Annotated in this window: 12 protein-coding genes and 1 pseudogene; 2 read left to right on the top strand and 11 right to left on the bottom strand. The window is 52.7% G+C overall.

Going from position 1 to position 14320, the window contains the following annotated elements; all coding sequences use genetic code 11:
* The 3 genes from IGR76_03505 to IGR76_03495 all read right to left on the bottom strand — a co-directional run.
* On the bottom strand, window positions 1-176 hold a 176-nt coding region (locus IGR76_03505), incomplete at its 3' end, for a transposase (GenBank protein ID MBF2077591.1).
* 84 nt (window positions 177-260) lie between these two features.
* A complete protein-coding gene (locus IGR76_03500) occupies window positions 261-1700 on the bottom strand; it encodes a cytochrome c biogenesis protein (protein MBF2077590.1) in 1440 nt (479 codons plus the stop codon).
* 13 nt (window positions 1701-1713) lie between these two features.
* Complete coding sequence (locus IGR76_03495; protein ID MBF2077589.1) at window positions 1714-2319, bottom strand: alpha/beta hydrolase; 606 nt, start codon at window positions 2317-2319, stop codon at window positions 1714-1716.
* A gap of 769 nt (window positions 2320-3088) precedes the next feature.
* On the opposite strand from IGR76_03495, the gene IGR76_03490 reads away from it, so the two are divergent.
* Window positions 3089-3691, top strand: a complete 603-nt coding sequence (locus IGR76_03490; GenBank protein MBF2077588.1) for a DUF1997 domain-containing protein — start codon at window positions 3089-3091, stop codon at window positions 3689-3691.
* Here IGR76_03490 and IGR76_03485 read toward each other — a convergent pair.
* The 4 genes from IGR76_03485 to IGR76_03470 form a co-directional block, all read right to left on the bottom strand.
* Window positions 3656-4372: a ribonuclease HII gene (locus IGR76_03485; GenBank protein MBF2077587.1), complete on the bottom strand. Its 717-nt coding sequence runs from the start codon at window positions 4370-4372 to the stop codon at window positions 3656-3658. The two genes, IGR76_03490 and IGR76_03485, sit on opposite strands and share 36 nt — an antisense overlap.
* 14 nt (window positions 4373-4386) lie before the next feature.
* Entirely contained in the window at window positions 4387-6426 is a 2040-nt protein-coding gene (locus IGR76_03480; GenBank protein MBF2077586.1) for an Rne/Rng family ribonuclease, read from the bottom strand.
* 508 nt (window positions 6427-6934) lie between these two features.
* A complete protein-coding gene (locus IGR76_03475) occupies window positions 6935-9646 on the bottom strand; it encodes a TIGR03960 family B12-binding radical SAM protein (GenBank protein ID MBF2077585.1) in 2712 nt (903 codons plus the stop codon).
* A gap of 79 nt (window positions 9647-9725) precedes the next feature.
* Window positions 9726-10061: an STAS domain-containing protein gene (locus IGR76_03470; GenBank protein MBF2077584.1), complete on the bottom strand. Its 336-nt coding sequence runs from the start codon at window positions 10059-10061 to the stop codon at window positions 9726-9728.
* A gap of 653 nt (window positions 10062-10714) precedes the next feature.
* Here IGR76_03470 and IGR76_03465 point away from each other — a divergent pair.
* Window positions 10715-10909 (top strand): hypothetical protein, encoded by a 195-nt coding sequence (locus IGR76_03465; protein MBF2077583.1) that lies wholly within the window; start codon window positions 10715-10717, stop codon window positions 10907-10909.
* 66 nt (window positions 10910-10975) lie between these two features.
* Here the strand turns inward: IGR76_03465 and IGR76_03460 are convergent, their stop codons facing one another.
* The 4 genes and pseudogenes from IGR76_03460 to IGR76_03445 form a co-directional block, all read right to left on the bottom strand.
* Window positions 10976-11368: a hypothetical protein gene (locus IGR76_03460; GenBank protein MBF2077582.1), complete on the bottom strand. Its 393-nt coding sequence runs from the start codon at window positions 11366-11368 to the stop codon at window positions 10976-10978.
* A 65-nt stretch (window positions 11369-11433) separates the two neighbouring features.
* Complete coding sequence (locus IGR76_03455; GenBank protein ID MBF2077581.1) at window positions 11434-12252, bottom strand: HAD family hydrolase; 819 nt, start codon at window positions 12250-12252, stop codon at window positions 11434-11436.
* A 42-nt stretch (window positions 12253-12294) separates the two neighbouring features.
* The gene (locus IGR76_03450; GenBank protein ID MBF2077580.1) at window positions 12295-13395 is read right to left on the bottom strand and encodes an anthranilate phosphoribosyltransferase family protein; all 1101 of its coding nucleotides are present in this window, start codon (window positions 13393-13395) and stop codon (window positions 12295-12297) included.
* A gap of 15 nt (window positions 13396-13410) precedes the next feature.
* Window positions 13411-14320, bottom strand: a pseudogene (locus IGR76_03445) (LysR family transcriptional regulator).

Raw genomic sequence — 14320 nt, 5'->3', positions numbered from 1 at the left:
GCCATTGTTTGAATCGCAAGGTCACTATAAAGAACTGACGCGCCGGGTTTGCCGCTCAACTCCTCGACGACCCACTGCTCTAGGACAGATTCGTCGATCCAGAAGGTGAGGCTTCCCCTAGCCTTCAATCCAGCGTTATACTCTGACCAGTTGCGGATGCGGTATTGAGGTTTCATGGCAGGTTTTATGTGTGATAACTGAAATTTACCATGCCTCTCCCGCCCGTAACCCCTCTTTCATGCAACAACGCCGATCGAACATCAAGATTTAGCGATCGCCTTGGACATCCCATCTAATGTTTCAGCGGTTTCTGATTCAGCCGATTGTCTCTGATCCAGTTGTTCCAAGATGTGTAACAACTCTCGCTCGAAGGCTACCTGTGCCCGGTTGGTGCGTCCGCCGACGTAAAGCGTTTCTCCCTCCTGGAGTGCCCAGATTTGGGAATGGGACACGTAGCTCATGATCACGCCCAGCATCAGTAACCCGAATCCGGCGTATACGATCGGAACGCCCGGATCGGCTTTGATCTGTAAGCCTGTGCTGCCTAGAACTTCGGCGATCGCCAGGGTCACCCCTTGCACTTCTGTAGACATTCCTTCGCGAACCGTCGCTACAAGCGTTCCCTGGCTGTCGTAGATCAACAGCAACCCTTGTAAATCCTTCGCGACTAACGAAACCCCCTCGCTCATATCCGGCTTCAGCGGCACCCAGGTTCCCCAGAGTCGCCCTTGTCCCCCCGTATCCAGGAGCGCCATCGGCAGTTCGAGCACCGGACTTTTGTTCACACGCAGTCGGACTGCCGAAATGCCCCAATCGGCTTGGTAGAGGGTGACGCCGTTATGGCGCAGGGGTTTGTTGACGTGAATAGTTTGGCGATCGATTTCTTGGTCTTGGTCATCGAGCACGGACAGATCGGAATAAAACTGGTCAATCGTGCCATCGGGCGTGTAGTCAATCCAAAAGCGGTTGACATGCACCGACCAATCCTTGGGAATTTGGGAGGCTGACCAAGGCCCTGCATCTAGAATGTTCTGAATCTGGAAGGTTCGTCCGCTGGGAACCATTTCCTGAGCCGCGAAGCCAGTCATTGACCCCCAAATTGAACCTGCCAAAACCAGAAGCATACTGGCATGGACGATGATCGGGCCAATCCGTCCGGCGATGCCCTTACGGGCGTAAAGTTGATTGCCGTCTTGATAAATGCGATATCGAGCTTGCCGTAAGAGATCCGGTAGTCGTTCCACCGATGCCTGCTCCAGTTCCGCACTTAGCGCTAGCTTTTGAAACTGACGCGGCTGACTGTAGAACGACCAGCGCTGGGCGGCGGATAGGGCGGGAAGCTGTCGTCGAAAGGTGCAGGCGGTCAAGCTTGCGCCAAAGAGGATGAGGAGGGCGAGAAACCACCAGGTTCGGTAGACGTGATCGAGCCCTACAACCTGAATCACTTTCCAGGTCAGAAATCCAAACAGGGCTGGATCTTCGGGATAGTTGGCCTGATAGAAACCCGGTGACTGTCCCTGTTCAATCACGGTTCCCGAAATGCTGAAGAGGGCGATCGCCAACAGCAGCAAAATTGCTAGTCGCAAATCAGCCAGCAATGGCAGCAATTCCCGCGACCAGTAGTGCTGGATCGGATTCATGGCGGTAGCCGTCGCGGATGGGTTGGAAACGTCGGAGGGGGAAGGCGAATCTGGGGTCATAGCATTCGAAAACTTAGGCAAACAGGCGATCGCAAAATGCAATCACATGCTCATGAAACAACTGCGGCTCGCGTAAATAGCAGGCGTGACCCGCATCTTTTAGAATAACGCGATCGGCCTTCGCCATGTGCTGCACCAGCCATTCAGCCAGCCGAGGGGACACGAGGCGATCGTTGCTTCCCCAAATCGCCAGCGTTGGCAGTGGATTGCCTTCGAGCTTTGCTTTGTATTGGGGAATTTTTACAGGCGCAACCGGAATCCAGCCCGTGAGGCGATCGCCCGCTTCGGTGACCAACGGCAGGCTATAGCGACCGCTCATGGATGGCGAAACCACCACCGGACGCTGAATCTCCATTGCCGCCATGAATTCCACCATAAACTCCAAGGGCGTACCGGGAAATTTTGCCGATTGACCATAGCTGGGTAGATCAACGGCGATCGCTCGATATCCGTGTTCGGCAGCATAGGTCAGCGTTCCCAACTCCTGCCAGGTTTGAGCCGAAAAGCTAGCCCCGTGGAGGAAAAGCAGCGTGGGTAAGTCGGTTCGTTGCGCCATGCTGAGGATATGGATGGGGCGATCGCGCAGCGTCATCGTGGTGTCTTGAAGGGATAGGGACATTGGCGTTCCAGACCTAGTAGGCTTCCAGGGAATTACCGAGGCGAAAGAGGTATCTTGTAATAAAACGCAATACTGAACAACATGCTTCTCAAGGTTATCCTCAGATTCTACACGCCTACCCAAAGCAAGATCTGGGGCTGTAACCCTTAGGAAATCATCCTAGAAGACATAGAGGATTCCGTAATTTCACGCCAAATCGCAGCCAGGGTTCCTGAGAAAACTGTAAAATTTTAGCTTCTCCGTGAAAGCCCCGCACTCTGCCGAAGGCGAGTGTCGGGATGAAAGCGGGGCGGTTGCGAGTCCCCCTTGCAGCTATGCCAAGCAATCGCGGGGCGGCGGAGAGGGGAGACGAGCAAACCGCCAGCCTGGTATAATTGGCTAAGCATCGCAGGGTTGATTTCCCCTGATAGGTACGCTTTCGACCGACAACTGGAGTTGACCGACCCGTAGGCCTAGGCCGCAAGTCTCCCGTTTCCAAGGTTGCAATAGAGAGCATTTTTGAAACAGCACAGCAAACCTCCTTGGTGGAAAAAATTGTCAACAGTGGGGCTGGGCGTCTTCCTCACTATAAAAAGCTCGAACCCGGTAACCAGTGGTAGAACACTTCCGGTGGGAGAAGCCCGCACCGTATGTTTGCATCGGTGTCGGGAGTACGTCACCTAGAGCGTATCAATTTTATTAAGAAACATCTGCGACTAGATTCAAAAGGTCCGCGATCGCACCTACGTTTTTATCCAAGACCGTTTCTCTCCAAGTTTTGTATCCATTTATGACCGTTCATTTTCACGCCTCCCAGTCCGTTCATATTGCGGTTCACGAGCAGCCTGTTCCCATTCGGCATTACTTGCGCCAACCGCAGCGGCTCACCCATGCGCTTGTGGATCCCAGCCGCATCGAACCGCTCACGAATGACTGCGTTCGTCTTAAGATGCGTCCGCTGAATTTCATGATGCTGACGATTCAGCCCACTGTGGACATGCGAATTTGGGCGGATGCCGATGGTGTGGTGCATTTATGCTCGGTGGGCAGTGAAATTCGCGGTGTGCAATACATCGACCAGCGGTTTCATTTGGATTTGGTCGGAAAACTGGCTCCTCAAGATCGCGTCGATAGCACCTATCTGGTCGGACAGGCCGATCTCAAAGTTCACGTCGATCTGCCGCCTGCTTTGCGATTTACGCCGCGTCCCATTTTGGAAACGACGGGCAATGGTCTACTGCAAAGCGTGCTGATGACGGTCAAACAACGCCTGATGCACCAACTGCTGCACGATTATCGCCGTTGGGCGATCGCCCAGGTTGATCCTGCACCATCCTTGTCGGATCGGAATCCGGGTTTAGGCGTTGCCCTTCCCGATAGTTCCGCCATCTAAGGCAATATCTCCAATATCCGTTTCTTGGGAAGACTGACAGGGGCTAAAGGATCGCCGATGGTAGGGCGTGAGGCCGTGCTGCTTTAAGCCTTGCCGATGTTTGGCAGTGCCATAGCCCTTATTGCGGGCTAGATCGTAGCTCGGAAACCGTTTCGCCATCCGCACGATCAGGCGATCGCGCCACACCTTCGCGATAATGCTGGCCGCCGCGATCGCTAAGGATCGCTGATCTCCTTTCACGATGGTCTGTTGGGGAATCAGCAATCCCGGCACTTTTTGATTTCCGTCAATTAGGCAAGCATCGGGCTGTGGATCCAGGCGGGCGATCGCTCGTTTCATAGCCAGCAGCGATGCCTGGAGAATGTTGAGCCGATCAATTTCCCGAACGGAGGCCACTCCAATCCGGCAACTGATCGCTATCTCCTGAATAAAGATCGCAAGCTCAGCCCGTTGATCTTCGGAAAGGCGCTTGCTGTCCGTCACGCCAACTTCTTGCAGCGATGTTTCTACATTTTGGGGCAAGATCACCGCTGCCGCCACAACTGGCCCAAACAGACAACCGCGCCCCACTTCATCCACTCCCGCTACTTGCTGACCCGTGATGAACTGATCCGGCAAGATTAGTAAGGGTAACTGTTCATCATGAGATGGGGCATGGGATGGGCGAGTAGACCGAGGAATACGCGATCGCCCCACTATTCAGAGTCCGAACTCGCCGATGAGCGACGACGACGACGACGACCTGCACTGCTTTCAGCTTCTGGACTTTGCTCATCTTGACTGTTTGGCAGTTCTACAGACTCTGCTGATTTAGGCTCAGGGATGGCGATCGCCGCTGTCTCAGATTTGCCATTCGTCACAGCCGGAATTTCTCTTTTCCGAGGCTTTCCATCATCCACAGGGGGAATCGTCGGCGTCGGAGTATCAAACCCTACGGAGGTCTCGATGGGGGCTACACTGGTGCCCTTGCCCTCTCCCGGCAAAACCACTTGAACGACCGTCGAACGGGGGTCTTTCACCGTTTCCGGACTCAGAACCAGTGGCGAAATGCCCATCATGGCGTAGATTTCTTGCTCATCCTGCGTCATCTCTACGCAAATCACCTGGGACGGTTGCGGCGGCGTCTTTTCGCGGCGTGAAGAACGGCGATCGGGTTTTTCCGACCGGTTTTCTTTGGCAGCAGGAATGGGGGCAGGCGTTGGTGCAGGCACCACGGGCACCTCTTCACTCTCCTCGCTCTCGCCTAAATCCGGTAACTTCGGGGCACTGCGGGGTGAGGTTTCAACGACCCGACGACGACGACGACGACGACTGGCGGAACCCCGATCTTGATAGCTGGGATGGTTCACTAAATCCAAATCTTGAGATTCGGTTAGCGACCCCATCGTTAGATCTTCCAGAGAGGAATCTAAGGCTTCTCGCACCGGAGCCGGAAGCGAAGAACGGGGTTCCACAGGGGTGAACTCCCGCCCGCTATCCGCTACGACTGGAGTGGTCTCCCGCTCTCCCGGCAAATGCACGATATGACCCAGCCCGCCGCACGTTGGACAGCTACGCCCAAACAGTTCGTAAATGTTCTGTCCTTGGCGCTTCCGGGTTAGTTCAACTAGCCCCAGTTCTGAAAGCTGGGCAATTTGAGGACGGGATTTATCGGCTTTGATGGCTTTATTGAACTGCTCTAGGACTTGCATTTGGTCGCGGCGAGAGTCCATGTCGATAAAGTCCACAATGATAACCCCAGCAATATTGCGAAGCCGGAGCTGGCGCGCAATTTCGACCGCTGCTTCACAGTTCGTCCATAAAACGGTTTCCCGTGCCGTTGCCGAGCGGGTGAACGAACCCGAGTTCACGTCAATGACCGTGAGGGCTTCTGTGGGTTCAATGATGATGTATCCGCCCGATGGCAAATCTACTCGCGGTTTCAATGCTTCCCGGATCGCCGCATTCACTCGGAAATACTCTAGAATCGGGACGCGATCGCGATGGTGATCAACCAAAACCTGGGGCGCTTTTCCACTACTCCAGTTGCTCAGGTGTTGCTTCACCCGCTTCACCCCTGAACTGGAATCGACAACGATGCGGTTCACATCGCCGCTGTACATATCGCGAAGCACCCGTTGAATAAAGTCATCATCGCGGTTGAGCAGGTTCGGTGCACGGGTGGTCAGCGCTTCCTGCTGAATGGTTTCCCACTGGCGTTGTAGGGCTTCCAAATCTTCGATAATGGCATCTTCCCCTACACCTTCGGCCTCGGTGCGTACGAGAAGCCCCATACCCGCAGGTTTTACCAGAATTGCGAGTGCCCGCAGGCGATTTCGCTCGTTTTCGTTCCGGATGCGGCGAGATAGATTGACTCCCTTACCAAAGGGCATTAACACAAGATACCGACCGGGGAGGGTAACATTTCCTGTCAATCGCGGCCCCTTGCTGCCTGTCGGCTCTTTCATCACCTGAACGAGCACCTTTTGCTGCGGAGCCAGCAGCTCTGTAATGGAAGCAGCCGACCGCTTTAAGCGTAGAGGCCCTAGGTCACTGACGTGGATAAATCCATTGCGTTCGCTGTCGCCAATATTGACGAAGGCAGCATCAATTCCAGGCAAAACATTTTCGACCGATCCAAGGTAGATATCGCCAACTTGGTGGCTTCCAGTTGCAACGATTAATTCTTGAATTTGATCTTCTGAGAATACAGCAGCGATTCGATGCTGCTCGGCAATAATAATTTGCTTCGGCATTCAAGTTCCTCAAAAATCTTTGAGCACTTGAGGGACAAACACTCTGTGTTCCCTTCCCCTAGGCTCAGTCTAAAAATCTCAAGTCCAAACGTAATCCTATGAATCATGCAATAGCGGTCTGCTAACACCCGGAGACGCTGCGGCTCACTAACACGACTTAGCGTAGTGGACGACTCCGACGTCCAGCCAGAGACATCCAATCCCTAAGGCTGTACTAATGCTGAATAGGCAGAAGGTAGATCGCTGTCTGAACTCTACTTTCAAGAGTTAGTGTCTAACAGGGCTAAGGGCAGGATTCAATCAAAAGCCTTGAAGAAGCGATCCGCAGAAAGCCAATGAACGCAGTGAGAACCGCAAGCGTTGCACGAGTGACTTTATCGAAGCAGCTTCTTTACCAGCATATTATATCGCGGAGACGGGATGGGTGAACCAGGAAATGTAAGATAAAGTAAAGAATCTTGCCAGAGCGTTGACAGATCTTGGTATTCGTATGTTCTGAGACAGCCGTTTACTGAATGTCTGCATCGTTCAAAATTAAACGATGGCGATGGACTTGGAGGGCAGTGAGCGATCGCCCTGAAACTTGTTCCAGCATCAAGACTACCTGTTCCGGTCGCAGCATGGTGCCATCGTTGCGACAACTGCCGATGTAACGGAGTAGGACACTCGATTCGCCAAATCCACGAGGTGGGGCGGAACATACGGTCGTCCAATCGTCGGAGGTGACTGGGGTCAATTCGGTTAAGCGATCGCGCAAATTGACCACTTTAGTCTTGCCGGACTTGGTGGTTTGTTCCATCGGCAGATCATCGGCGGCCATCACCGCACTGACCCAGGCTCTCCAATCCGACGGTTCTATTGGGGATGGGCTGGCTTCGTCAGACTCGATGGCTCCAACCGCAACATAGTACTCAGCCTGCTCCAGAAGCTTGGTCATCGAGGGCGCTTGGAGGTCAATTTCGGTAACGCCATACACAGGCATATCTGGCGGTAATTCTGCAGCGAGGCGATCGCGAAACTCGGCAATCGCCATCGGTTCCGTCAGTTCAAAATCCACAAGTTCTCCGGTGCTGGTGACGCCGAGAGACAAGGCGTTTGCCGTCGCAATTCGAGGACTGGGATGAAATCCTCCCGTGAAGGAAATAGGCAATGCTGCCCGCCGCACGGCTCGATCGAATAGTCGTAACAAATCTAGATGGCTAACCAAGGCCATATCGCCCAATTTGCCCAAACGCACCCGCAATCGCTGGGTACGAGTCTGGTTCGGTACAAATTGCCCTGTAAATTTAGGAATAGGCGGCGGCGGCACGACAACGTTATGCCCAAAGTCAGCTCCACATACCCCGCAATGGGAACAGCCATCGAAGGAGCAATCGGGAACCGTCGCGGCATCTAACGCTCGCTGAAGATCCTCCTGAAGCCAGTGTTTATCAATGCCGCTGTCGATGTGATCCCACGGGAGAGGCTTATCCAGGTCAACCGTAGTGATTGAACTTCCTTCAGGCAAATCTGGATGGGGAGCATCGGGATCGAAGGCATTCCATTCTCCCGATTCCACTTGGCGATACTTCCACGACAGATCAGACTCTTCGATCGCCTGCGTCCATGCGGCAAACGCCCGATCCAAGCTTTCCCACCAGGCATCCATGCCCGCACCCAGTTCCCAGGCGCGTCGGATTACGGCTGAAAGACGGCGATCTCCCCGCCCGACAAAGTCTTCCATCGCGGAGATCCGGACATCGGTAAAGTTAGACTTAATGCCGCGCAGGGTACGCAACTCGGCTCGGAGCAGGTTTTGCTTTCGTTCAAATTCGCGAGTGGAAACGGAGTGCCACTGGAAGGGCGTATGGGGTTTAGGTGTGAAGTTGGAAATCGTAACGTTAAACCCAAGGGGTTTGCGGCCTTGAATCCGGCATTCCCGCTGCAACCAGCGCATCGTCTCCGCGATACCCAGCACATCTGCGTCTGTTTCGCCCGGAAGCCCAATCATGAAATAAAGCTTGACCCGATCCCATCCCTGCTCGTAGGCCGTCTTGACACCGCGCAGCAGTTCTTCATTGGTCAACCCTTTGTTAACGATATCCCGCAGGCGCTGGGTTCCTGCCTCCGGGGCAAAGGTGAGGCTGGACTGACGCATTCCGCCAATAATGTTGGCGATATTTTCATCGAAGCGATCGACCCGTTGGCTAGGCAAGGACAGAGAAATATTTTCATCCTTCAGCCGATTTTTTAGCTCGACACCAAGGGCAGGCAGGGCGAGATAGTCCGAACAACTGAGGGACAGGAGCGAAAATTCGTTATATCCCGTCGCCCGCATTCCATCCACAATCGTGTCTACAACGGTTTCTGGATCTACGTCGCGGGCAGGGCGGGTGAGCATTCCCGGCTGGCAAAACCGACAGCCACGGGTGCAACCTCTCCGAATTTCTATGGTGAGGCGATCGTGAACGGTTTCAATGTAGGGAACGAGTCCGATCGAGTAAGCCGGAATTGGCGCAGCAACGCGGCGCAGTATCCGTTCAGGCACATCAGGCCGATTGGGATGCACCGACCCATCCGCCGCCATCGTGTAAAACATGGGGACGTAAACCCCAGGGATTTGCGCTAAGTCGAGCAGGAGGTCTTCGCGGCTGAGTCCGGCTGCTTTGCCTTCTTCGATCACGAGCCCAATTTCAGGGAGCAATTCCTCGCCATCCCCTAATGCCACGAAATCCAGAAAATCGGCGTAGGGTTCGGGATTAGAGGTTGCCGTTTGTCCCCCAGCAAAGATCAGGGGATAGCTGCCATTGGCTACGTCCCACGCGCCAGGAGCGAGACGTTCCCGCCATGTTAGCGGAATATGCGCTAGGGACAGCATTTCCAAAATATTAGTTGCGCCTAGCTCATAGCTGAGGCTGAAGCCAAGAATGTCAAAATCCGTCAGCGATCGCTTCGATTCAACGGCGAAAAGCGGCGTCTGCGTTTGTCGAAGTTTGGCTGATAGGTCAGGGGCAGGCAGGTAGGCGCGATCGCACAATTGGCGGGGCTGAGTATTGAGAATGCCGTACAGAATGATGTGCCCCAGGTTAGATGCGCCGACCTCATAGATCTCTGGATAGGTCAACACCCAGCGCACGACTGCTTCTGTCCAAGGCTTGTGAACTGCACCTAGTTCATTACCCAGGTAGCGTGCAGGTCTAAGAATATCAGGAGTAATGAGTTGCTCAGCCAAAACAGACACGGTGATTACGTTCCATCACAAGGGAGTCATCGATCCACTATACCGGATGAACCTCAATCCTGGCGGTTTGAATGGGGAACTATGCAGCGAGGGATGATCTGGCAGCGGGACGCTCATCCAGAATTTCGAACGCCCGCTCCAATTGGCTGACCTCCAAGATGATCTGGATGGCTGGAGAGATGTTGCAAAGCTTGAGTGAGCAGTTTGCCTGTTGAGCTGAATTTAAGACTGACACCAACGCCATTAGGCCATCGCTATCGAGGGACTCAACGGCGTGCATATCCACGATAAGCGCGGCATACTGACCGCTGGATAAAACTTGGGAAGCCAGTGCTTTGAATTCGTGAGCAGTTTGCTTGGTGATCGACCCCTGAGGATCTAGGAGGACAACCCGTGCGTTAGAAAGCGTAAGCATAACAGTTTTTGAGTCAAAACCCTAGGAAATACAAAAGTAATGCCAAACATTCCTAGCCTAGAATTCAAGTTTTTCATCGAGACTAAGCAGGAATCTTGGATCTGCTGAACAACTACACCAGTTTTTCCAAATAGTCAGCTCGAAAAATAATCCATGCCCATCATTTCAGCTCAGTGTTCCTACGGAAAAAGTGTAAAGAGCTACAAACTTTCATGAATTTACAGAATCCTTAATGGTTTTGGGATGAAAATTTTGCTGTGGAACTTTGGCAGCTTGAACGGCGTCATGGGCTTTAGCGCATTGACACGTGTTGCTGTGCTATGGAAATTTGTAATCCTATCGATCTTGCGCTACCGGTAGCGGATAAACTACAGAAACCGGATAAAAAAGTTGCAGATGCAGCGATCGCCCGTTGAGAATTCAAATAGTCCTTCTCGCATAGAAACTGTCTACACGGCTGTTTAGTTGAGAGCATAAATCTCTCCTGGACTTTGGATGGTCTCCTTTAGAAGGAGGATATTCCGCGATTCAAAATTTGCGAAAGTGTGATCTTAATCACTTTTTCCGGAATAGAGAGTCACACTGTTGAGTCCATAATTGGCCGACAATCTTCCATAAGTTTCGCCTCCTCGACGTTCAAGGAATCCACTGCTATGAAAACCAGTCACGCTATTCGCAGGCTCGTTGAGAAAGCACTCCATATCAAGCAGCTTACGCCAGACATTGAGAACGCCATTAATTATGAGTTGACTCGGTTGGGCTATATCTCTGATGCAGATTATGAAGCGCTAGAGTTGTTAATGGATGAGATGGATCAGGGCAGAATTCGCCTGAGTCCGAGTCCTTAGCGCCACGCCCTGAGTCAGCGTCTTCAAGCTCTGAGTCACTGCTCAAAGAATCTATTTGTTTACACGCTAAGCAAAGGCGTCCGGGTGTGTCTTGCATAGCTGGTGGACGAATGCTTGGAGCAATTGGTGAACTTTGCGATCGCTCCCGATCTCTGCTTTGGGTACCTCTAATCGCATCAATAGAGGAATGACTTCGGTGTCTAGTGCGACTCGAAAAAGGCTTAATGGCAGCAGTAAATCGGCACCTTCGCGTAGATCGTGAATCCTGACTGCTTCTATTCCCCCTAGGTCAGCCTGATGTCCGGGGAGACTAAACGGCTCGGAACTAAGACTTTGAACGAGGGCAATAGGGCGTGCCCAGCAACATTGACGATCGGTGATGACTTGAATAACTTCGGCATAAAGCTGAGCTGTTTCATCTTCTAAACAGGCAATATGGGACGGTTTCAAGGAACTCATGCGAGGAAACGAGATGAGCTGAAGGATACATTCCCTTTATTCTGACAAGTTCTGGGATGATTCATCTACCCAGACGGCAGTTTCGATGAGGAATCGGAGAGCCAGCGGGGAAGCTGTTGGCTAAAGGTCTTTAGGGACAGAAGGTGAATGCGAGGATCGTTCTGGGCTGAATCACGATCGCGCACCGTGTTATATCCCCAATCCGCTAAAAATAAAGCGACAGAGTCGAGTTCGGGCACAGTGCTAACCTGCTGTAGGGTTTTGAGCCGATCTTCAATAAACCAGATGGTGGGAGGATGTCCTGGATCTTGGTGAAGGCGCGATCGCAGTGTCACGGCCTTAGGTTGTTTGACCTCCTTCCCAAAAATTTGGTCTGGAGTCAATACCACACCTTGCTGGTGCAGTAATTTTTGGACGAAGCGGCCTTCTTTGGTAGTAATAATCGTTAGTTCTACATTTTGATCAAGTTGCCACTGCTGGAGTCGCTCAATCACACCCGGATAAAAGCGATGCTGCGCTAGCCAGTGATCTAAATCGTGGCTAATCCACTCGTCGCGTACTCCGTCAACCTGGTGGGCAAGCTGGGTTTTATCTAGATTCTCTGCATCTAATAAGGGTTGAGTCAGAGCCGACCAGTGATCCAAAATATCGGCATCGGGTGTCCCTAGAAGGAGCGATCGCAGCACCAGGGGCATTTCCCAACCCGATTCCACAACGGGACGCAGGGCATAAAAACGTTCGGCTAAGTCTACGGGCGGAGTCGGATTATCCGGCTTCCACACGTTGCAATAAGCACGCCATGCGGTTTGAAAGTACTCGATCAGTCCGTCGCAAATGACACCGTCAAAATCGAGCGCTAAAACTGTGGGGATGGATTGACTCATGAGACGATTTCGATAACAGTCACTGGAGATTCTGCCCCCATTCTAAAGAGACGTTTCAAGCTGAACCCGCCCGGTTTGAACATTGATCGCGCGGCGGACTTCGACTTGGAGTTTTTCTAAAGTGGCAGCAACTTGCTGGGTCATGAGTAAGTCTTCAGCGTGAGCAAGCCCTGCCTCAATACTAGAACACACCCCTGCTTGCCATAGATAAAATCCACCGTTCCAAATGGCCGAGCGCTGTAGTTCTGATGCTTCACCCCTCAGAACAGCCTGTATTTGGGATATGAATTCGGGCGTGTCTGCGAGAGGCACGTCTGTGCCTGCAAATCCATAATCGCGGGGGTGAAGCAGTATCCGATCAAGGTCGGCGTTCGAGGGAGTATTAGGAGTATGGATACCGATAATGCAGGTGCGATCGCGCGGTAAATCGCAGCTTCCCTCTAAACCTTTTACCGTAACGAATTGCTGTTGCCCTCGGCGTGCAAAGGTTTCGCGGAAAAAGTTTTCTGTCGGCGGATGAACATAGCCAGAAACAATCTGAAGCTGACTCGCGTTTACAGGTGCCCACATTAGCTCCAGCATCGCTAGGGGCGGACGTTTTCCGATTTGGTCTCGATACTCGATCAGCGCATTGGTCAGGGCGAAGTGTTGGGGCGTATACACAAAGCCAAGATTAACGGACGTGAGAATGGATGAAATTGTCTCTAAGGAAAGTGCAGTCCAATCAACTCCTAGATGCTGCCAGATATCTACCAGCGGCAACCCGTACTTCGTCGGTACGCGTCCGGCACCGTGCATCACGACAGGACGGTGAACGGTAGCGAGGATTAAGGCTGTGAGAGGCGTGAGGGGAGCAGTGCGCGATCGCCCGTCATAGGGAGTTCCCAGTACGGTGACCGGAGCTTTTCCGCCATAGGTTAAATGTGGGCCTAACTCATCGTAGGTGTCTAGCATTCCGGCCAGTTCATCCCCAACCGGACGCTTGATACGGTGGGCAATCAGAAATGCTCCAATCTGAGCTGGGGTTGCCTCTTCTAAAAGCATCATGCCCATGGCGATCGCCGCTTCTTCACGGGTTAGATCCTTGCTCGTGTGGGGGCCACTTCCCACTTTTTGGATAAACGCTCGAAATGTTTGGCTCATACCCACGGTCTCCAGTTACGACATTGAGGCGGAGGAAAGATCAGCAGGGGCGATCGCCGTGTAGCGTACCGCATGGTGCTGAACAAGCTGACGAAACCGTTGAATGGGCGGGATCTGAACTCGATCTTGGGTCGTGACTAAAACCACTTGGCGAGTCAGCATTGGATCTGCGGTGGGGCGAACCGCTAACATCACATCTTGGTAGGTGTCGATCACAGCGGATTGGGGTAAGAGTGCGACTAACTCGCCCTGACGAATGACGCCACGGAAGGCATCAAGGGTATTCAGCTCAAGCGCGGCATTGAGGGTTAGCCCCTGTCGCTGAAATTGCTCTTGCACTAACCGCTGCATGCCGTATCCATCTTTAAAAACGACCTGGGGGTAGCGGGCAAGCTCGGCTCAAGGGACAGCATCATATTTCGTCAAGGGATGACTGGCGGCCATGAGTGCCAAGATGGGTTCATGGTAGAGCGGATCAACGACCATTGCCGGATTCGTGGTTAAAAAGCGATTATCTATGACGATGGCGAGATCGACTAACCCATCTTTAAGCACTTTGAGCGCGCGATCGCTTCCTAGAGAGGTGACCCGAAGCTGAACCTGGGGATATTCCTGGCAGAACTGCTGCAAAACAGGAGGAAGATAATGGGAGCACATGGAATGGATTGCTGCAATGCATAGCTCAGTCTGTTTGCCATCCACCAATTCAGAAATTTCGGTGGTAACGGTTTGCCACTCTTGGCAAATCCGGCGGGCACGGGGAAGTAATTTCTCACCTGCTAGCGTTAGCTTTGCCCCTGCCCGATGGAATAAGGCCATCCCCAATTCCGTTTCCAACGCTTGGATTTGGCGGCTAATAGTAGATTGGGTGTAATTGGTCACAGCAAGAAGCACACCGTATTGAGAATAAGGCGTTTCCTTCAGT

It is taken from the genome of Synechococcales cyanobacterium T60_A2020_003, from assembly GCA_015272205.1.
Lineage (GTDB): Bacteria > Cyanobacteriota > Cyanobacteriia > RECH01 > RECH01 > JACYMB01.
This window is presented reverse-complemented; position numbering and strand designations above follow the sequence as displayed.

Excerpts from the sequence above, each read along its gene's own strand:
- IGR76_03495 (MBF2077589.1), bottom strand. The coding sequence starts at position 2,319 with ATGTCCCTATCCCTTCAAGACACCACGATGACGCTGCGCGATCGCCCC.
- IGR76_03450 (MBF2077580.1), bottom strand. The coding sequence starts at position 13,395 with ATGAGCCAAACATTTCGAGCGTTTATCCAAAAAGTGGGAAGTGGCCCC.
- IGR76_03460 (MBF2077582.1), bottom strand. The coding sequence starts at position 11,368 with ATGAGTTCCTTGAAACCGTCCCATATTGCCTGTTTAGAAGATGAAACA.
- IGR76_03490 (MBF2077588.1), top strand. The coding sequence starts at position 3,089 with ATGACCGTTCATTTTCACGCCTCCCAGTCCGTTCATATTGCGGTTCAC.
- IGR76_03465 (MBF2077583.1), top strand. The coding sequence starts at position 10,715 with ATGAAAACCAGTCACGCTATTCGCAGGCTCGTTGAGAAAGCACTCCAT.
- IGR76_03455 (MBF2077581.1), bottom strand. The coding sequence starts at position 12,252 with ATGAGTCAATCCATCCCCACAGTTTTAGCGCTCGATTTTGACGGTGTC.
- IGR76_03470 (MBF2077584.1), bottom strand. The coding sequence starts at position 10,061 with ATGCTTACGCTTTCTAACGCACGGGTTGTCCTCCTAGATCCTCAGGGG.
- IGR76_03500 (MBF2077590.1), bottom strand. The coding sequence starts at position 1,700 with ATGACCCCAGATTCGCCTTCCCCCTCCGACGTTTCCAACCCATCCGCG.
- IGR76_03480 (MBF2077586.1), bottom strand. The coding sequence starts at position 6,426 with ATGCCGAAGCAAATTATTATTGCCGAGCAGCATCGAATCGCTGCTGTA.